Annotated in this window: 15 protein-coding genes and 1 pseudogene; 11 read left to right on the forward strand and 5 right to left on the reverse strand. The window is 35.3% G+C overall.

Features of this window, described 5'->3' with window-relative positions; all coding sequences use genetic code 11:
- The first annotated feature begins 35 nt into the window (after nt 1–35).
- Genes HMPREF9455_RS08050 through HMPREF9455_RS08065 form a run of 4 tightly spaced genes read left to right on the forward strand, consistent with a single transcriptional unit; the run spans nt 36 to nt 5,681 of the window.
- Entirely contained in the window at nt 36–233 is a 198-nt protein-coding gene (locus HMPREF9455_RS08050; RefSeq protein ID WP_006799148.1) for a hypothetical protein, read from the forward strand.
- Nucleotides 230–2,995, forward strand: coding sequence for a type I restriction endonuclease subunit R (locus tag HMPREF9455_RS08055; RefSeq protein ID WP_006799149.1), 2,766 nt, complete (start codon nt 230–232; stop codon nt 2,993–2,995). The genes HMPREF9455_RS08050 and HMPREF9455_RS08055 overlap by 4 nt, the downstream gene beginning before the upstream one ends.
- Nucleotides 2,996–3,003: 8 nt before the next feature.
- Nucleotides 3,004–4,545, forward strand: coding sequence for a type I restriction-modification system subunit M (locus HMPREF9455_RS08060; RefSeq protein WP_006799150.1), 1,542 nt, complete (start codon nt 3,004–3,006; stop codon nt 4,543–4,545).
- A gap of 44 nt (nt 4,546–4,589) precedes the next feature.
- Nucleotides 4,590–5,681, forward strand: coding sequence for a restriction endonuclease subunit S (locus tag HMPREF9455_RS08065; RefSeq protein WP_006799151.1), 1,092 nt, complete (start codon nt 4,590–4,592; stop codon nt 5,679–5,681).
- Here the strand turns inward: HMPREF9455_RS08065 and HMPREF9455_RS08070 are convergent.
- Nucleotides 5,674–6,258 (reverse strand): restriction endonuclease subunit S, encoded by a 585-nt coding sequence (locus HMPREF9455_RS08070; RefSeq protein ID WP_044215721.1) that lies wholly within the window; start codon nt 6,256–6,258, stop codon nt 5,674–5,676. The genes HMPREF9455_RS08065 and HMPREF9455_RS08070 overlap by 8 nt on opposite strands.
- Nucleotides 6,259–6,382: 124 nt before the next feature.
- Between HMPREF9455_RS08070 and HMPREF9455_RS08075 the strand changes: the two genes are divergently transcribed.
- Nucleotides 6,383–6,937 (forward strand): restriction endonuclease subunit S, encoded by a 555-nt coding sequence (locus HMPREF9455_RS08075; protein ID WP_052303068.1) that lies wholly within the window; start codon nt 6,383–6,385, stop codon nt 6,935–6,937.
- On the opposite strand, the gene HMPREF9455_RS08080 is transcribed toward HMPREF9455_RS08075, so the two are convergent.
- A complete protein-coding gene (locus HMPREF9455_RS08080) occupies nt 6,930–8,126 on the reverse strand; it encodes a restriction endonuclease subunit S (RefSeq protein WP_044215723.1) in 1,197 nt (398 codons plus the stop codon). The genes HMPREF9455_RS08075 and HMPREF9455_RS08080 overlap by 8 nt on opposite strands.
- Nucleotides 8,127–8,209: 83 nt before the next feature.
- Between HMPREF9455_RS08080 and HMPREF9455_RS08085 the strand changes: the two genes are divergently transcribed.
- Nucleotides 8,210–9,133, forward strand: coding sequence for a tyrosine-type recombinase/integrase (locus HMPREF9455_RS08085; protein ID WP_006799155.1), 924 nt, complete (start codon nt 8,210–8,212; stop codon nt 9,131–9,133).
- Between the two features lie 558 nt (nt 9,134–9,691).
- Here HMPREF9455_RS08085 and HMPREF9455_RS08090 read toward each other — a convergent pair.
- From HMPREF9455_RS08090 to HMPREF9455_RS08100, 3 genes are all read right to left on the reverse strand, one after another.
- Nucleotides 9,692–10,057: a virulence RhuM family protein gene (locus HMPREF9455_RS08090; RefSeq protein ID WP_006799156.1), complete on the reverse strand. Its 366-nt coding sequence runs from the start codon at nt 10,055–10,057 to the stop codon at nt 9,692–9,694.
- Nucleotides 10,058–10,059: 2 nt separating this feature from the next.
- A complete protein-coding gene (locus HMPREF9455_RS08095; protein ID WP_006799157.1) occupies nt 10,060–11,283 on the reverse strand; it encodes a site-specific integrase in 1,224 nt (407 codons plus the stop codon).
- Between the two features lie 123 nt (nt 11,284–11,406).
- The gene (locus HMPREF9455_RS08100) at nt 11,407–12,636 is read right to left on the reverse strand and encodes a site-specific integrase (protein WP_006799158.1); all 1,230 of its coding nucleotides are present in this window, start codon (nt 12,634–12,636) and stop codon (nt 11,407–11,409) included.
- A gap of 298 nt (nt 12,637–12,934) precedes the next feature.
- On the opposite strand from HMPREF9455_RS08100, the pseudogene HMPREF9455_RS21245 reads away from it, so the two are divergent.
- From HMPREF9455_RS21245 to HMPREF9455_RS08120, 5 genes and pseudogenes are all read left to right on the forward strand, one after another.
- A pseudogene (locus HMPREF9455_RS21245) lies at nt 12,935–13,114 on the forward strand (tyrosine-type recombinase/integrase); the annotation flags it as partial.
- A gap of 298 nt (nt 13,115–13,412) precedes the next feature.
- Nucleotides 13,413–14,438, forward strand: coding sequence for a sensor histidine kinase (locus HMPREF9455_RS20680; RefSeq protein WP_006799159.1), 1,026 nt, complete (start codon nt 13,413–13,415; stop codon nt 14,436–14,438).
- Entirely contained in the window at nt 14,435–15,127 is a 693-nt protein-coding gene (locus HMPREF9455_RS08110) for a LytR/AlgR family response regulator transcription factor (protein WP_006799160.1), read from the forward strand. The genes HMPREF9455_RS20680 and HMPREF9455_RS08110 overlap by 4 nt, the downstream gene beginning before the upstream one ends.
- A 410-nt stretch (nt 15,128–15,537) precedes the next feature.
- Nucleotides 15,538–16,413, forward strand: coding sequence for a phospholipase A (locus HMPREF9455_RS08115; RefSeq protein ID WP_044215808.1), 876 nt, complete (start codon nt 15,538–15,540; stop codon nt 16,411–16,413).
- A 69-nt stretch (nt 16,414–16,482) separates the two neighbouring features.
- Complete coding sequence (locus HMPREF9455_RS08120) at nt 16,483–18,858, forward strand: TonB-dependent receptor (protein ID WP_006799163.1); 2,376 nt, start codon at nt 16,483–16,485, stop codon at nt 18,856–18,858.
- The last annotated feature ends 4 nt before the right edge of the window (nt 18,859–18,862 follow it).

The raw sequence follows: 18,862 nt of genomic DNA on the forward strand, positions 1-18,862 counted from the left end.
GATACCCTGTATTTTCATATACCAATTCATCGATTATGAATAAATTAAATATATTAAAAGTAATCCTCGTCGAGAAAAAGAAAATAGAAAAATGGCTCTCTGAACAGTTAGGGAAAGACCTCTTGACTGTATCAAAATGGTGTTCTAATAAGATTCAGCCTTTCGGAGAGATGGTAGACGAAATAGCAGTTTTTTTCCAAGAATTACCAAACAAGAGCAAATCGAAAATATGACAACACAATCAGAACAAGCATTAGAGCAAGGGTTGATTAAGACACTCGTCTCTATGAATTATCAGAAGATTGAAATAGTAGATGAAAATGCTATGGTTGCCAATTTTCGGAATCAACTTAATAAACATAATAATACTGAGTTTACAGATGATGAGTTTAATCGTATAATGATCCATCTAGAAAATGGTTCAATATTCACAAAAGCAGAAAAACTTCGCAATCGCTTTTCTCTGACTCGCGACGATGATTCTGTAAAGTGGGTTGAGTTTCTAAATACTCAGGAATGGTGTAAGAATGAATTTCAGGTCTCCAATCAGATTACTGATGAGGGGCGGCGTAAATGCAGATATGATGTTACTATTTTGGTGAATGGATTACCTTTGGTACAAGTTGAACTGAAAAAGCGTGGTATAGAGCTTAAACAAGCATATAGCCAAGTTCAACGTTACCACAAAACAGCCTTCAAGGGGCTATTTACCTATATCCAAATATTTGTCATTTCAAATGGGGTAAATACTCGTTATTTTGCTAATAACCCCAATCAAGGCTATAAGTTTACATTTCCATGGGCTGACTTCAAGAACAATCACATTGACCGCTTAGACACCTTTGCTGTAATGTTTTTTGAACAATGTACTTTGGGGAAAATGCTTGCTAAATATGTAGTATTGCATCAATCGGATAAGTGCCTAATGGTTCTTAGACCATATCAGTTCTATGCTGTTGAAGCACTACTTGATAAAGTTGCTAATTCAGTAAAGAATGGGTATATTTGGCATACTACGGGTAGCGGAAAGACCCTGACTTCGTTTAAGGCTGCTCAGCTAATAGCGGAGATGAGTGATATTGACAAGGTGCTCTTTGTTGTTGACCGGCACGATTTAGATACCCAAACAAAAAAAGAGTATGACGCTTTTTCTCCAGGGGCAGTGGATAGTACCGATAATACAAACGAGTTAGTCAAAGCATTGCAGAGTAAGAAGAAGTTAATGATAACTACAATTCAAAAGCTGAATCACGCAGTCCAAAAAGATAGATACAATAAGAGTTTACAGGAGGTAAAAGATAAAAATATCGTAATGATATTTGATGAGTGTCATAGAAGCCAATTCGGAGATATGCACTCGAATATAACAGGTTTCTTTAGTAAAATTCGTTACTTTGGGTTTACCGGAACCCCAATTTTTGCCGACAATGCAAATAATGGTCGTACCACGAAAGATATTTTTGGCGAAAGGCTTCACGAATATCTAATTAAAGATGCTATAGGAGATGAAAATGTACTTGGTTTCTTGGTGGAGTATCATGGCAAATGGAAACGAAAAAGCGAAAACGACAAACAGGTTAGATCTATTGATACTGCAGAAGTTTTATTGAAGGATGAGAGAATAGCCTCAATAACTGATTTTATACTCTCCAACTACAACCCCTCTACATACGAAAGGGATTTCAATGCTATGTTTGCGGTTGGTGGCGTAAAAATGCTTATCAAATACTATGATATGTTTAAGAGTCGTAGTCATGACTTAAAGATTGCTGCGATTTTTACATACACAGAAAACGAAGAATCAGATGATGAGTTTACAGGTTTGGGACATGGTTTTGTCTCTACTCAAAACACCAGAGATATTTTAGAGAAATACATCAGGGATTACAACGAAACATTTGGAACAGACTTCGATACAGACCATTTTGGGCTGTACTACGATGATATCAATAAGCGAATGAAAAATCGCCAAATCGACCTCTTGATAGTATCGGATATGTTTCTTACCGGATTTGACGCAAAGAAACTCAATACACTTTATGTAGACAAAAATCTTAACTATCACGGTCTATTGCAAGCCTTCTCTCGAACTAATCGTGTGTTGAACGAGAAGAAAAAGTTCGGCAAAATCACTTGTTTTAGAGACCTTAAGCAGCAGACGGATAAAGCAATAAAACTTTACTCCAATAATAAATCTTCAGAGGTAGTCTTGATGAAACCTTACGAAAAACTTGTTGAGCGATTCAACGAGACGGCAACTGAATTTTTATCCCACTTCCCTACTGTAAAGAGTGTCGGTAATCTGGAGTCAGAGTTAGATAAGCGTCGTTTTGTAATCCTATTTAGAACAATGCTCAGACTACGGAATGAGGTTAAGGGCTATAACGAATTTGATGCTGAAGACCTTGCTATCGAAGAGCAACGATTTGCAGATTATCAAAGCAAATATCTCGATATGTCCAATGAGTTTGCTATCACTTCTGAAAAGGAAGATGCCGAAAGTATCCTGCAAGATATAGATTTCGAATTAGAGTTAGTACATCGAGATATTATCAATGTAATGTATATACTTGCTCTACTTCAAGATCTTAAGCCAGAATCATCATCTTATCCGAAAGATAGGAAAACTATTCTTGATACTATGGATTCTGATCCGGATCTGCGTTCAAAGATTGCTTTGATTGACAACTTTATCAAACTGTATATCGACGGACGACAGAGTGATGATTTACCTATGGATATGGAGAGCGATTTGGATAAATACATCGATAACCAAAAGTCGATCGCTATTGAGCAGATTGCTATCGAGGAAGGTATTGATAGCTCTTTGCTGCACGAATATGTTTCAGAGTATGAATATTTAGGAAAGCCGAAAAATGAGATAATTAAACGAGCTATTGACCCGCTTAAATTATCATTTATGGATGCTCAAACAAAAAAGAAGGGTCTAATCGACAAGATGAAAGATATTATTAAACTATTTAGCTGGAATTAATTGAACTCATGAGTGAAGAACAACAAAGAATATTGAAAGCACAGCTATGGAAAATGGCATGTGAAATGCGTGGCAATATGAATGCCAGTGACTTTATGAATTTTGGACTTGGTTTAATCTTTTATAAATATCTTTCTGAGAGAATTGAGATGTTTATCAACGATCAACTCCAAAATGACAACACGGACTTTAGAACAATCTGGACTGAAGGCGATGAAGATATAAAACAAGAATTGCGCAATGTAGCGATTGAAGATATTGGCTATTTCTTGGAACCTAAATATCTATTTTCAACACTCTCGGCAGATGCAAAAGACGGAAAATTTATTCTTGAGGCGTTGGGGCAATCATTCAAACATATTGAAGATAGCACCTTGAGTGCTGATTCTGAAGATGATTTTCAAAATTTGTTTGACGATGTAGATTTAACTTCTGCAAAATTGGGAAAGACGGCGGATGACAAAAATAAGTTAATCAGTAACCTATTGTTGGCTCTTGATGAGATTGACTTTTGCCTTAAAGATACTGAAATAGATATTTTGGGTGATGCTTACGAGTATATGATTGGTGAGTTTGCAGCAGGAGCAGGACAAAAAGCAGGTGAGTTTTACACCCCACAACAAGTATCAAAGGTTTTAGCACAAATTGTAACAGCTGATAAAGAACGTGTTCGCAATGTATATGACCCTACGTGTGGGTCAGGTTCGTTGCTTCTGAGTGTTGCAAAGGAGGGCTTTGCTGAGTTTATATACGGACAGGAAAAGAACCCAACGACCTACAATCTTGCCCGAATGAATATGCTGTTACACAACAAGCGTTATGATAAATTTGAAATACGAAGCGGCGACACTTTGGAGGACGACCAATTTGAAAGTGAGGTTTTTGATGCAATCGTTGCAAATCCACCATTTTCAGCTCAATGGAGTGCAGATCGTAAATTCAATACTGATGACCGCTTTAGCCGTGCAGGAGCATTAGCCCCTAAAAGTAAAGCCGATTATGCCTTTATTTTACATATGATTCATCATTTGCACGATGGAGGCACGATGGCCTGTGTTGCTCCTCACGGTGTTTTATTTCGTGGAGCTTCAGAAGGTAAAATCCGTAGATATTTGGTTGAAACAAAGAATTATATTGATGCAATCATTGGACTTCCTGCAAATTTGTTTTATGGAACATCTATTCCGACCTGTATTTTGGTGCTAAAAAAGTGTCGCAAGGAGGGAGACGATGTTTTGTTTATTGATGCTTCAAAAGGGTTTGAAAAGGTTAAGACCCAAAACAAACTCTTACCAGAACACATTAATAAGATTGTTGAAACCTATAAACGTCGTGCCGAAATTGAGAAATATTCTCACAAAGCGACTATCGAAGAGATTGCCGAAAATGATTTCAATTTGAACATTCCTCGCTATGTAGATACGTTTGAAGAGGAGGAAGATATTGATATTAAGGCTGTAATGGCTGAGATAAAAACACTCGAAGCACAGAGAGGAGAATTGGATAAACAGATAGATGTTTACCTAAAAGAGTTGGGATTAGTTTTTTAATGTAAATCCTCAATGCGATTACAGAACGAAATACAACAATCGAGATGAAGAACAATAAAAATAATAATTGCAATTTTCCAAATTTGAGATTCCCGGAGTTTCAAGAGGAGTGGTCTGAAACAGAAATTAAAAATATTTTAAAAATAGGAAGTGGTAGAGATTATAAACATTTAGAGACGGGAAATATTCCAGTGTTTGGAACAGGAGGATATATGACTTCTATAAATGATTTTCTGTACGATGGAGAAAGTGTTTGTATTGGAAGAAAAGGTACTATTAATAAACCATTTTATCTTAAAGGTAAATTTTGGACAGTAGACACTTTATTTTATACATATTCGTACAAAAATATACAACCTAAGTTTCTGTTTTACATTTTTGAACAAATTAATTGGCTTAAGTACAATGAGGCGTCTGGAGTACCAAGTCTTTCCAAAAGTACAATAGAAAAAATTCTAATAGCTATTCCTAAAAAAGAAGAGCAAGATAAGATTGCTACTTTTCTATCTCTAATAGATGAACGTATCGAAACCCAAAACAAAATAATTGAGGAATATAAAAAATTAAAGAACGCACTTGCGGTATTCTTTTTTGGAACATCTGTGAAATATACATCAGTAGGTGAAATATGTGATGTTATTATGGGGCAATCCCCATCTTCAGCAGCATATAATTATGTAAATAATGGGCTTCCATTGATTCAAGGAAACTTAGATATTTCCGAAGGTACTACTTCTCCAAGAATGTGGACTAGTGAAATAACTAAACAATGTGAGATAGGCGATATTATACTTACAGTACGAGCTCCCGTTGGGGTTGTTGCCAAATCTAATATGATTGCTTGTGTAGGTAGAGGTATTTGCGCCATTAAGGTTAAAGAATCTAAATGTAGTGAATATGTATATCAATATTTACAATACTTTAAAAATAAATGGATTTCTATTGAACAAGGAAGTACATTTTCGGCGATAAGTCGTGATAATATTCTTAGTATTAGTATTCCTTCCATTACGAAAAGGTTAACTGTAGCAAGCCATATTTTAGCTTTGTTTGATAATAAAATCAATGCAGAGATATCATTCCTAAAGATGTATAGAAGTCAGAAGCAGTTTTTACTGAGCAGGATGTTCATATGAACATCCTGCTCAGTAAAAATGATTTTTGAGTATTTAACTTATTAAGCATCAAGCTTTCTATCGATATTTTTTGATCTATAGTTGATATTATTATAGCTATTCTTTCTTGTTCTTCGAGAGGTGGTACATTGATCTTAATTCGTCCAAAATTTGGAAAAAATAGATATATTCTTACTCCGCCTTCGCCAAACAGATTGTAATTGTATATCATCCTTTTAGACTTGAGCACATGCTTAAGCCATTCAGAAGACATGTTGGGTTTGGGTCTAAAGCAAACATATAGAGAGCTAATCATGCATGGATTATCACCCTCATATTTAGCTATTGATCCAACATTTATTCTAGCAGGGTTGTAGGCAAAATCTCCCTTATTGATAATTTTATAAGAAGATATGTCTTCGTATATCATATTTCTTTCTTCAAATCTTTCCGATTGAGGTATAAAGCCCAAGTCGTTTGTTATGGAATACTTCGGGTATTGTTCTTGTGATTTATTCCTGAAGCTGAAATTAATAACTACATCTTTCAAAAAGTATTGTTCCATTTTCTTATTAAATCCTTTGAGACTTAACGTCATTCTTCTTTTGTTTGGATAAAACAGGCTTTCCGCAAGTGCGTTCAAACCAGAAATCAAATCCTTAATTAAAGGGCTTAGTAATCGTTTATTCTCCGAATGTTTTGCTAATGAAAAACTTATTACTTTGAAGAGTATTTCGTCAGCAATAAACAGAAGAAATGATGAAAAAGAAGATTATCCTATCATGATGATTGCGGCTGAACATGGCTTCATTAATCAAAGTGAAAAATACAGTAACGACAATGCTGGTAACAGCTTGTCAAAATACACGTTACTGAAGCAAGGGGAACTAGCTTACAATAGAGGTAGTTCAAGAAATAAGAAATATGGTTCAGTCTTTTTCTTAAACTATCCGAATGCTTTAGTTCCTTATGTATATCATTCATTTAGGATGAATAGCCAGATTTGTGATGTTATATTCTATGCTTACTTATTAAATTCTAAATTGTTAAATAAAGAACTTAGAAAGATCATTTCATCTACAGCTCGAATGGACGGCTTACTGAATATTTCTAGAGAAGATTTTTTTTCTATTAAAGTGCCCCTTCCTAAATTAGAAAAACAGCAACTAATTTCTACTTCATTAAATAAATTAATGCAAAAAACTAAGCTGGAAAAAGATGTAGTTACTAGATATCACAAGCAAAAACAATATATCCTACAGCAAATGTTTATATAAACATTTGCTGTAATAAAAATACTTTTTGAATCTGCATTTTCTTTAGTACCTCTTTTTCAAAACCTATTTTCTTGTTTATAGTAGTAAGCAATAAAGAAATTGTCTGTATTTCTGATTTATCCACAGGCAATAAAATAGCTTTCTCTAAAAAATGCTGAGATGTGATGTTTATGGTATTCTTAGCTCCTTTCTGGATTAAACTATGGAGGTAATTGTTGGCTTTTATAGGGCTTAAGAAATAGTGATGAAGAATATTACTCAAATGAAGATTCTTAGACTTGTAAACTCCATATAAGGGAGATACGGCAACAGGGATATTTGTAAAACTTTGTTTTACTATTCCATAAGGAAAATTCCCTGTTGGACTTTTTGTATAAACAATATCGCCATATTTAACGACATTGTAATGTCGTGTATCTTTTGCGGCAAAAGAACGTCCCATGTGTTCAATCTGATTTATCAAACCTTCCTTAACTGCAACTGAAAAAACAAAGTAATTTTGTGTATTAAACTCCTTCCGTTGTTCCAATATGTCTCGAAGATATTGCATTCTCCAATGATCTCGCTTTGTTGCAGAATAAAGCCCTTTAATTAAGGATTCTAGTTTCTCTATTATTTTGTTTTGGGTTGCGATGCGTTCGTCAAGGAGGATTAGCAAGTGAGCTATTTTTGCCTGTTCTTCTTTAGAAGGGATACCAATATAAAGTTCATCAAAGTTTTTAGAATTTATCGAATAAATTTTAGTCCCCTGTGCCAATCGTCTTACTTGATTACGAAAAGGAATTGAAGAAAAAGCATAGCCTTTAAACCCTTTTATGGTTAAGTGTTTCTTATCTCTACCATGAATAGTATGTAAGCCACATACTATACTCTTATTATTGCAATTTAAAAACTCAACTACTTTAGCAACATCGTTAGTATCTTCAGATGCATCAGCAAAGGCTATATCTCCTTCCTTGCAAATTGTATATTTATTCGGAATAAATTCATCTTTGATATTTGGTAAGGTACATTTACCTAATTCTATTTGAGTTGGAAGCCCCTTATGTATTAGTCCATAGTGGAGATTATGAATATTATCAGTCTCAAATTCTAACTGTTCCCATGACAAAGAATTAGTTGGGAAGAATTCTAATATATCTGAGACTTTATATTCTTTCCATTCTCCATGAAACTCTGGAAATCTCAAATTTGGAAAATTGACAATTTTAAATCTCTAATCTTAGTTCGTTTTTTGTATATTATAAGTTGAACATTCTAAATTAAAAGATTATGACACAATTACCAATTAAAGAAATTATACGCTTATGGCGTGAAGACAAAAAACAGTACGTGAAAACATCTACAATCTCGGCCTACACACTACTAATTGAGAACCATATTCTACCAACCTTTGGAGGGGCAGATAGAATCAATGAATCAGATGTGCAGGAATTTGTTTTCGAAAAACTAAAATCCGGATTGAGCCACAAATCAATCAAAGATATACTTATCGTTCTGAAGATGATATTAAAATTCGGAGTTAAAAATGGATATTTTGAATATACTCAAATAGACATAAAGTTCCCTACACAGCGAGAAAAACACGATATAGAGGTTTTAAGTAGGAGCAATCACCGAAAGATAATATCACACATTCAAGAAAATTTTACATTTCGGAATCTCGGCATTTATATCTGTCTTTGTGCTGGAATGAGAATAGGTGAGATATGTGCGCTAAAATGGGAGGATATTGATACCGAAAATGGTATTATAAGCGTAAAGAAGACTATTCAACGTGTATATATGATTGAGGGAAAAGAACGATACACGGAACTTATTTTAGACTCTCCAAAGACAAAAAACTCTATCAGAGACATTCCAATGACAAGAGATCTATTAAAGTTACTTAAACCGCTAAAGCGCATTATGAATCACAATTATTTTGTCCTTACCAACGAATCTAAACCTACCGAGCCACGTACTTATCGAAACTACTATAAGCAATTTATGCAAGAGATAAATGTACCTGTGTTGAAATTTCATGGGCTTAGACATAGTTTCGCAACTCGTTGTATAGAAAGCAAATGTGACTACAAGACTGTTAGCGTTATATTAGGTCACTCAAACATTAGTACGACGCTAAATCTGTATGTTCATCCTAATATGGAACAAAAAAGAAAATGTATAGACCAAATGGTTAAAACGTTGAGATGATGTAAATGGTATATTGCGGCGATGTGAGCATATATGTGTCGCTGTGTTTAAGTGAAATAGTGAAATAGTCATTTCACCTTTTTTGAATCTAGGCTCTAGGACTCTTAGTCACTCCAAAAATTGTGGACTATCGGGTGTAACTGAAAAGAAAAACACCCAACTTTACTTTTATGTGTAAAATCGGGCGATTTCGTTTTAACAACCTTATTTACGGCATGTTACTTAAGAAAGCCTATTCAATACAGCTGCACTTCTAATTTCCTTGAGTTTTGGGGAATTAAAGTGCAGATTGTACTCTGATCTTCTCATATATTAATGAATTCTATTGTTTTTTATATCGTAACCGTTTATCTATAAGAGCAAATCTATTATAATTATTTCTTACCACATCGGTCATGGGAATTTAATCATTTTCTTTTTCCTCAATAATAGATACTTCTTTTTCCTCTATCATTTTTTGCCATATTTAGTTCTGTTCTTAGTTGTGGCGAGTTATCCGCGTTTGATATATTTGGCAACATTACTTTATCGCGTTTGATTGGATTAATTAGTAATACCTCAATTAAGCAGAACATTCTGCAAAGGCAATACAAGCCTTGTCATTATATCACTCTTAAGCATTCTTTTTACTAACCACTTTCGAAACATCTCTACATTTCTTGACTGAATCCGGAAAGCAAGAGCAATAATCATCTCCAATCCATAATACTCCGGAAAGGTATTTCTACCTTCAACTACACAGTCCATCGAATCATCCCCTCGGACAATACCCGCTTTTTCAATAGCACGAATGTGTCGTTTCGCTGTCCGGTAGTAAATGCCGAACAGATCTGCAATCTCAGCAATACTCATTTTTGTTTCACCCGGAACGATAACTGTTCCATTATCTGTCATTATAATTACTTCTCTTTTTTCTTCTTTCATGGTTATATCGTTATTGCGGTTTGATTTGCTGTGTTTTGCATCGTTTTTCTCCGTTCGATTAGTTTATCCATATCTTGCGATATTTTCTGCTCTGTGATTTGCGCATATACCTGTGTTGTATTGATATTGGCATGCCCCATCATTTTGGCAACGCTTTCTATCGAGACACCTGCCGAAAGCAATAATGTTCCGAAACTGTGTCGGCTTTGGTGGTAGGAGAGATTCTCTTTCAGATTTATCAACGTTCCTATCTGGTTTATCTCGTACCAGATTTTATCACGGACAGGCAAAGGGAACACGGGAAAGCTGTCATCAGTGGTATTGTATAACATAAGAATTTGCTCCGCTATCGGATGCAGGGGTATAAATGCTTCGACATTGGTCTTTACCCTGCGTTTTCGGATATACAATCTACCTTCGGATGTTTTTTGGATATGGTGCGGATACAATCCGTATATATCGACATAAGCCAACCCGGTCAATGTTGAGAAGATAAAAGCCCTGCGGACCAGCTCCAACCGTTCTTCTGGCATGGGTGTTTCCAGCAGCCGTTTAAAATCATCTTTGCTTATGTGTTTGTGCTTGGGTGGTTCTTTCTTTTCATACCTCACCTCTTCCAACGGATTACTTCTTAATACTTCCTGATCGATGGCAATATAAATAAGCCTGTTGAGCCAGGTGATACATTTATTGATATAACCCGATTTGCGTTCTCCTATGGTTTTCAAATAGAGTTTGAATGATTCGCCAAACTCTTCGGTAATATCAGAGAAGGCAATATCCTTCATCCCTCTGGAGCATAGGAACTCTTTCAGGTTCCGTTGTGATATTCCCGATTGTCGGTAGCTGGTTGTGGAGTTTATTTCGATGGAGCGAAGTCGCAGGCGTTCACGTTCCACGTCTCCTGCCTGTAAGAGCATGGTTGGGATAGAGTTAACCCCAATGATAGTGTTTTTTAATAGCTCTGCGCTGATAACTCCCTGTTCTCTCAATATATGATTGTAGGTGTTCTCGATACGGTTACGATAGGTTATAAGCTTATTATTTTCCCTTTCTATTTTAATGGTTCCTTTCCTTGTATTCCAATCTTTAGGACTGCAATAGATACCTGTGGTTATGACTGTTTGTTTGCCGTCTATACTGATCCGGCACAGAATAGCTGTTGTGCCATCTGCCTTAATTTTGTTTTTATTGATGTAAAACAATATTTTGAATGTTGATCTCATAATTATATATTTTTGAATGATTTTGTTTTGATACAAGTAAGAAAAGCATTTAATGATATGTATTCAAACAGATCTATCAATAAATAAAATCCTTAACCGATAATAAAAAGAGCGACCTTGACTTTATAGAACTAATTGTAAATCTCTGGTTACTTCAATAAATTTATCCATATCCTCGAAAAGCTTTTTAGGAGTAACACGGGCATAGACCTGAGTCGTTTTGATGTTGCTGTGCCCGAGCATCCTACTGATCGTTTCTATCGGGACTCCCTCTTCGAGCGTAATTAAACTGGCAAAGCTATGTCTTCCTGAATGATAGGAGATTGGCTGCTTTATATCTGCCATAACACGTAATCCCCGCATATTTAATTGTACCACTTCTGCTGATTGTATCGGGAACAATGTTTCTCTGTCCTCGTCTTTATATTTTTCAAGCAGAGTGATGGCTTCGGGCAATAATTTGACACGAGCCTGAAAGTCTGTTTTCTTTCTGCGGTATTTAAGCCAAAGGTTATTTTCTTCGTCGGTGAACAGATTTTCTTCTGTTATGCGGACTATATCCGCATAAGAAGTACCGGTATAGCAAGCGAAGAGAAATAAATCACGGGTAAGCAGATGCGAATGACGGTTGGGAGCAATCTCCAAGTCACGGATTTTTTCAAAACTTTCCCTGCTTAATGCTTTGGGAGTGGCTTCTTTTTGTTTGGGTAGTTTGTAATGGGCAAAATGCAGTTTCTCGGAAATGCCTTCTTTGAAAGCAATCTTACACATCTTTTTCAGGATAGCCAGATAGTGGCGAACGGTATCCATTGAATAGCCCTGTTCCAGAAGAACGAAGTCCTGATACTCCCGGATGAACAGCTCGTTCAACTGCCCGAAAGCGATATCTTTGGTCTTGAACTTCTTTTTGATGAATTTGCCTAATGAACGGTGGGTGTACACATAACCGCTTAAGGTGGTCGGGGCAACATCTATTCCGATACGTGCTCGTAGCCCTTGCATATGCCTGTCAAGAAGTGCAAGCAGGGTTGTTTGTGCTCCCATACTTCCCTGAAACAGATTTTTGACTGATTCGGCATCGAAAGATTGGTTACGTTCTATGAGTGTATCATAAGCCGAATGCACAGCAAGCAATAGTTTCTCTATTTTTGCATTGGTTACTACTGCTTCACGGCTTTTACCATCCAGACGACTTTCGCGGGGATTCCACAACCCAGGAGTACAGGAAAGTTTCAGGCTGAATTGGGACATGGACCTTCCGATAGTGATTCTTCCCATGATGGGAGTTTTGCCTGATTTATCAGGACTGCTTTTTTTCAGGTAAAGTAAAACCTTGAATTTTTCTTGTTTCATACACTTATAATTTTGTGGGCTTTGCCGGAAGGCAAAGTTACCGATTACATAAGTGCTCTTTGTTATGCAAAATGCTGTGAATCAGAACATACGAACCCTAACTATATTTCTCCAATCAACTACGAGTTACCTATTCCGATTCGGTAATTATTGAGGTAACGGATTGGTAATTCAAATACTGCTGTATTTGGCAATATCCTGCTTTTTAACAAAACAGCAAATTAGAGCAATTCATTTAATTATAAACGAGTTACGTTTTATTCGCTGTGTTTCGCTAGTTACCGTTTCTCTTGTTATTACTCATTGTGGCCGACATACAGCGGCTACGATTGTATTTTTAGCGAATAAAGTATCGTTGGAAAATGTAGCTAAAATATTGGGGCATTCAAATGTTCGCACAACTCAGCATTATGCAAAAGTCTTAGATAGTTCTATTATGAGGGATATTCAAGAAGTAGATAAGAAATTCTCGCTTTAAGTTTCTTTTCTTTCATCTGAACACGAAGATATATCAAGAGAATAATTAAGCAAGGTCACTCCCTTCGGGTTTACACAAAGAATCTTCCTTTTTTCAAAAGAGTATTCTTTGGTAAAACCTTGCTTTTATTATTCTCTTTTTAAATGGGGTGTTTATCAGTTGAAAAGAAAAATAATATTCAATATAATCGAAAAAGCATAATTGTTCCTCATACTTCTCTAAACTATCTACGTTCTTCTCATTTCTTTTGGAGGAAAACAAACAAACCTTTAATTTGCAATTTATTTCAGATATAATTATGAAAACTAAACGACTTACCATTGCCATACATACCTTAGTTTGGTTGTTGTTGCTGGTTGTTCCATATATTTCAACCGATCAGGTATTCAACTCATTAGATCCGGCTTCTGACGTCAAGTATCTTTTACTATGCTTTACGATTAGCGGTGTACTATTAATTACATTTTATTTCAATTATTTTTTTCTCATCCCTAAGTTTTTGTTTTCAAAAAAGAACTGGCTCTATTTTCTATTCTTATTATTGATAATAGTAATAGTATTATTTACTCTTGGTATAATATTTTATTTCTCTGATTTTAACCCTGAAAGGTTAACAGAATCCGAGCCAATAGTTGAAAAGATTATTCCGGTTATTATGATCAATGCTATTGTATTATGGCTCTTATCAATCGGTTCTTCTATTTTATGGGCATTTTACACGAGACTAAAGCAAGCAGAACACGAGAAACTTTCAGCACAAATAGCATCCCTGAAATCACAAATTAATCCTCATTTCTTATTTAATACGCTGAACAATATATATGCGACAGTTATCGATACTTCCCCCAAAGCTGCGGATATGATAGATAAACTTTCAGAGATGATGCGCTACACAATGAGGGATACTCAGCAAGATTTTGTCTTACTGGAAGATGAAATAAATTATATTAGTAATTATATTGAACTACAACGACTCCGCTTAGACAGGAGTGTGAAACTGGAATATGACTGCATGGAAAATATCCCGGACTTGCAAATAGCCCCTATGTTACTCATCCCTTTTGTTGAGAATGCTTTTAAGCATGGAGTAAATTCTGAGCAAAAAAGCCATATAAAAATCGAAATAACGATGAATAAGCAAGAGCTTCAGTTGAGTGTGGCAAATAATAAAGTAAGTATTCAGCAGAATATTTATGAAAAAAGTGGATTAGGTATTGAAAACACAAAGCATCGGTTAAGTTTAATTTACCCTTCAAAGCATTTGTTAGTTATCAATAATACAGAAAAGCAGTTTCTCGTTTCTTTATATATCGATTTACAATGATGAATGCAATTGCCATAGATGATGAACCGTTAGCTCTTACAGTGATTAAATCATTGTGCGACAAAAATGATAGCATCAATCTTCAAAGAACATTTACTCAACCGAGTGAAGCACTCAGATATTTACATAAATATCCGGTCGATCTGATTTTTTGCGATATACAAATGCCAGCGATGACAGGAATTAACTTAGTAAAAGCATTGCGGCAAAAAACAATGGTGATTTTCACTACTGCTTTTAGTGAATATGCCGTTGTCAGCTATGAATTAAATGCTATTGACTATTTACTTAAGCCTATTAATCTGAAACGATTTACACAAGCTATATCCAAAGCTCAGGAGTATTTTGACTATATCAATAAGCAAGATCAAAGTGCAGATAAGAATATCTTTGTTCGTGCCGATTTTAATCTGGTAAAAATTCCTTTAGCGGACATTCTATACATTGAAGGCTTAGCCGATTATCTTAAAATTCATATCAAAGACCGCAAAACGATTGTAGCCCGAATGTCTATGAAAGATATGATAGAAAAGCTAAATTCTATCGATTTTATTCGTGTGCATCGTAGCTATATTTTACCATTCAATAAAATTGAAGCAGTAAGAGGAACTACCATATTCATTGGAGATAAAGAGTTCCCCATCGGAAGAACATATGCCGATGACTTTTTTAATCGCTACTCACCCTAACCACTGTTGTTTACAATGAGGAAGTCAACAAATAAACATCTGTCTTAGATGCAATCACTTATTATTGTAGCATTCGTTATGCTTATTATAGGTATTGTAATAGCTGCTTTCAGCGATGATAATTCCTTTTTTCAAAAAATCGGAAGTGCTTTGATTATTTTTTCTTTCATCATGATACTAATATTATCGTTATTTCTATAATAAAATAGCTCTTACTATAAAACCTCATTTGTACTGACACCTTACATTTATCGCATAAATCCCTCCCTTCTTCTCAAAAATTTTCACAACCTTATTATTGACTTCATATTTGTATAGTAATCATAAAAATGATTCACAATGCAAATATGATCTTCAAGAATATTACCTCCCAATTATTTAGTCAAAAGGCGTTTAGAGTATATATACTCATGTCATTTAGTATAGTTTACGCTTCGGTATCTGCTCAGGATTATATGATATTCACAAATGACAGTCTTCGACAAGGGTATGAAAAGTCGATGAAGAATCCTTATATCCTTAAACCAAAACAATTGAACATATCTAAGGATGAAGCCATCGGGATAGCTGACAGGTCGCCTGCATTTGCTGTATATCGTGATAATTATTTTGTTACGGGAATTCCTCTAAATAAAAGAGTAACAAACGAAACTGCTGATGCTGCCTTTCAGATAAGTATAAGGCATCGATTAACAAAGAGTATATTACCCTTCAATACGTTTGCATATTTAACATATACACAAAAATCTTTTTGGAATATCTATGCTGAATCCAGCCCATTCAGAGATACTAATTATAATCCGGGACTTGGTTTAGGTAAATATTTATTTCACAATAATAAATTGGCAGGAGCAGCCTTTTTGCAACTTATGCATGAATCGAACGGTCGTGATGGAGATGAATCACGAAGTTGGAACTATTTAAGCCTGTCAATGAAATACTATCTCAATGCACGCTTAAGTCTCTTCGGGGAATTCTGGTTACCGTATGTTGATGGTGATAACAATAAGGATCTGACCGATTACAGAGGACTTGGCTATCTATCTGTCAATTATATAAGCAACAAACATCGGTGGTGGCTATCAGCAGATATCAACCCTCGAGATGGCGTAGAGAATATTAACACAACTCTTACTGCTGCTTTCAGAATATCGGAAAGAGCAAACCAGTATTTATTTGCCCGTTTTTTTCAAGGATATGGAGAAAGTCAAAGAGATTATAACAAATATGTCATCAATATTCGTGTAGGGATATGTATCAAACCTGATTTTTACAGCATGTTCTAATTATAAAATATAAACCAGATAATCAGCAATATAGATATTTATTAAAATGAACTCTAAAAGATAAACAGGATGAAAGTAAAGATTTTTTGTATGCTATTTCTTTTAATAACTGCATCCAATGCTTTCTCGCAAGAGAAATTTACATTGAGCGGCACTATTGCCGATCACTCCAATAATGAGACAATGATTGGTGCAAGTATTATCATTTCAGAAGCAAAAAGTGCTTCCACCGTTACCAACTCTTATGGCTTTTACTCCATCACACTACCCAAAGGAGATTATACTGTTATCATCAGCTATATGGGTTTTGAAAGTATTCAAGAGAGTATTTCCCTAACTGCAAACACAACTAAGAATTTCTCAATGTTTGAGAAAAGTTCAACATTAGGAGAGGTTGTGGTTACTGTCAATGAAAACAAGACCAGAATTTTCAAGCCTGAGATGAGTGTAAACAAACTTCCTATAAGCACAATAAAGAAAATGCCGGCAGTTATGGGCGAAGTTGATGTATTGAAATCATTATTGCAACTTCCCGGAGTAACCAATGCACAGGAAGGCGCATCAGGATTTAATGTAAGAGGAGGCTCTGTAGATGGAAATCTCGTTTTACTGGATGAAGCGGCAGTTTATAACACTTCACACCTGTTCGGGTTTTTCTCTGTTTTCAACTCCGATGTCATCAAAGACCTGAAATTATATAAAGGAGGTATTCCTTCTAATTTCGGAGGTCGGGCATCCTCTGTATTAGATATTTATCAGAAAGAGGGAAATAATAAAGAATATCATGTAAATGGAGGAATCGGTTTAATCTCCAGTCGCTTATTAGTCGAAGGCCCGATAGTAAAAGAAAAAAGTTCGTTCGTTGTAGCAGGAAGAGGGACATACGCACACCTCTTACTGAAGTTGGCAGACGAGCCAAACTCGGCATACTTCTATGATTTGAATGCTAAACTTAATTATAGATTCAACGATAAGAATAACCTTTTTGTATCAGGCTATTTGGGTAATGATGTTTTTGATATGAATAAATCTCTAGTAAACAATTATGGAAATATCCTAACCAATGTAAGATGGAATCACATCTTTACCGATAAGATATTCTCTAATATGTCAGCTATTTATAGCGATTATAAGTATGGATTAAAGATAAAGTTTGCAGGTATAGACTGGAAGTCAAATATTAGAAACTATAACTTCAAATATGATTTTAAACATTATCTATCCAATAACTTGATCCTGAATTATGGAGTAAATTCTATTTATTATCAGTTTAATCCCGGAACAATCAGGCCTTTCGATGAAACGTCAGGAGTTATTCCGGATCAGATTGCTAAAAAGAATGCTTTTGAGAATGCCCTGTACCTTAGTGCAGAACAAAAGTTAACGGATAAGTTATCTGTCAGCTACGGACTCCGTTACAGTAACTTCCAACGGCTCGGCAAAGAAGAAATAAATATATATGAAAACAATGAAGCGGTAGTCTTCAATCCTGAATTTCAGATTTATGAAGAAGGAACCCCTATAGGAACAAAATATTACGGTACAAATAAATCTATCGTAAGTTTTGGCAACCTTGAACCACGATTGGCAATAGCTTATGCTTTAAATGAAGATAAATCTGTAAAGTTAAGTTATAACCGAATGAGTCAGTATATCCATCTGATATCGAATACGGCATCTGCAACCCCTCTTGATATTTGGGCTCCCAGTGACAAATTTCTGAAGCCTGAGATTGCCGATCAGGTGGCATTAGGTTATTTACAGAACTTTGGCGGTGATAATTACTCACTAGAAGTTGAAACATTCTACAAAACGATAAAAAATAAAGCGGATTACATTGATGGGGCAAATTTAATTGCACATAAAGCAATAGAAAGGGTACTGCTAAATGGTAAGGCACGCTCATATGGGTTAGAATTGATGGCAAGAAAGAATACAGGACGATTAACAGGTTGGCTTTCTTATACCCTTTCTAAAGCAGAACAACAGACTCCGGGGAGAAATGCCAATGAACCGGGAATAAATAACGGAAAATGGTATCGGGCTAATTATGATAAATTGCATAACCTATCAGTTACAGGTGCTTATCAACTAAGTAAAAAATGGTCTTTAGGAGGCACTTTTACTTTTCAATCGGGTAAAGCCGCAACATTTCCGAATGGAAAATACGAGTATCAGGGAATAACTATTGCGAATTATGGTACACGAAACGCAAATTCATTAGCAGCATATCACCATTTAGATTTATCGGCAACTTACACGCCAAATCCGAATAAGAAAAAAGGATGGCAAGGCGAATGGGTATTTAGTATCTACAATGTTTACAACAGGCACAATGCAGCTTCTTACAATTTCGGACAAAATGCAACGACAGGATTGAGTGAAGTTAAGAAAATGTCCATATTCGGTATTATCCCCGGAATCACTTACAATTTCAAGTTTTAAAATA

The organism is Dysgonomonas gadei ATCC BAA-286 (assembly GCF_000213555.1).
GTDB classification, from domain to species: Bacteria; Bacteroidota; Bacteroidia; order Bacteroidales; family Dysgonomonadaceae; genus Dysgonomonas; species Dysgonomonas gadei.

Coding starts and splice junctions, on each gene's coding strand:
- HMPREF9455_RS08050 (WP_006799148.1), top strand. CDS start 36: ATGAATAAATTAAATATATTAAAAGTAATCCTCGTCGAGAAAAAGAAA.
- HMPREF9455_RS08055 (WP_006799149.1), top strand. CDS start 230: ATGACAACACAATCAGAACAAGCATTAGAGCAAGGGTTGATTAAGACA.
- HMPREF9455_RS08060 (WP_006799150.1), top strand. CDS start 3,004: ATGAGTGAAGAACAACAAAGAATATTGAAAGCACAGCTATGGAAAATG.
- HMPREF9455_RS08065 (WP_006799151.1), top strand. CDS start 4,590: ATGAAGAACAATAAAAATAATAATTGCAATTTTCCAAATTTGAGATTC.
- HMPREF9455_RS08070 (WP_044215721.1), bottom strand. CDS start 6,258: ATGACGTTAAGTCTCAAAGGATTTAATAAGAAAATGGAACAATACTTT.
- HMPREF9455_RS08085 (WP_006799155.1), top strand. CDS start 8,210: ATGACACAATTACCAATTAAAGAAATTATACGCTTATGGCGTGAAGAC.
- HMPREF9455_RS08090 (WP_006799156.1), bottom strand. CDS start 10,057: ATGAAAGAAGAAAAAAGAGAAGTAATTATAATGACAGATAATGGAACA.
- HMPREF9455_RS08095 (WP_006799157.1), bottom strand. CDS start 11,283: ATGAGATCAACATTCAAAATATTGTTTTACATCAATAAAAACAAAATT.
- HMPREF9455_RS08100 (WP_006799158.1), bottom strand. CDS start 12,636: ATGAAACAAGAAAAATTCAAGGTTTTACTTTACCTGAAAAAAAGCAGT.
- HMPREF9455_RS20680 (WP_006799159.1), top strand. CDS start 13,413: ATGAAAACTAAACGACTTACCATTGCCATACATACCTTAGTTTGGTTG.
- HMPREF9455_RS08110 (WP_006799160.1), top strand. CDS start 14,435: ATGATGAATGCAATTGCCATAGATGATGAACCGTTAGCTCTTACAGTG.
- HMPREF9455_RS08115 (WP_044215808.1), top strand. CDS start 15,538: ATGTCATTTAGTATAGTTTACGCTTCGGTATCTGCTCAGGATTATATG.
- HMPREF9455_RS08120 (WP_006799163.1), top strand. CDS start 16,483: ATGAAAGTAAAGATTTTTTGTATGCTATTTCTTTTAATAACTGCATCC.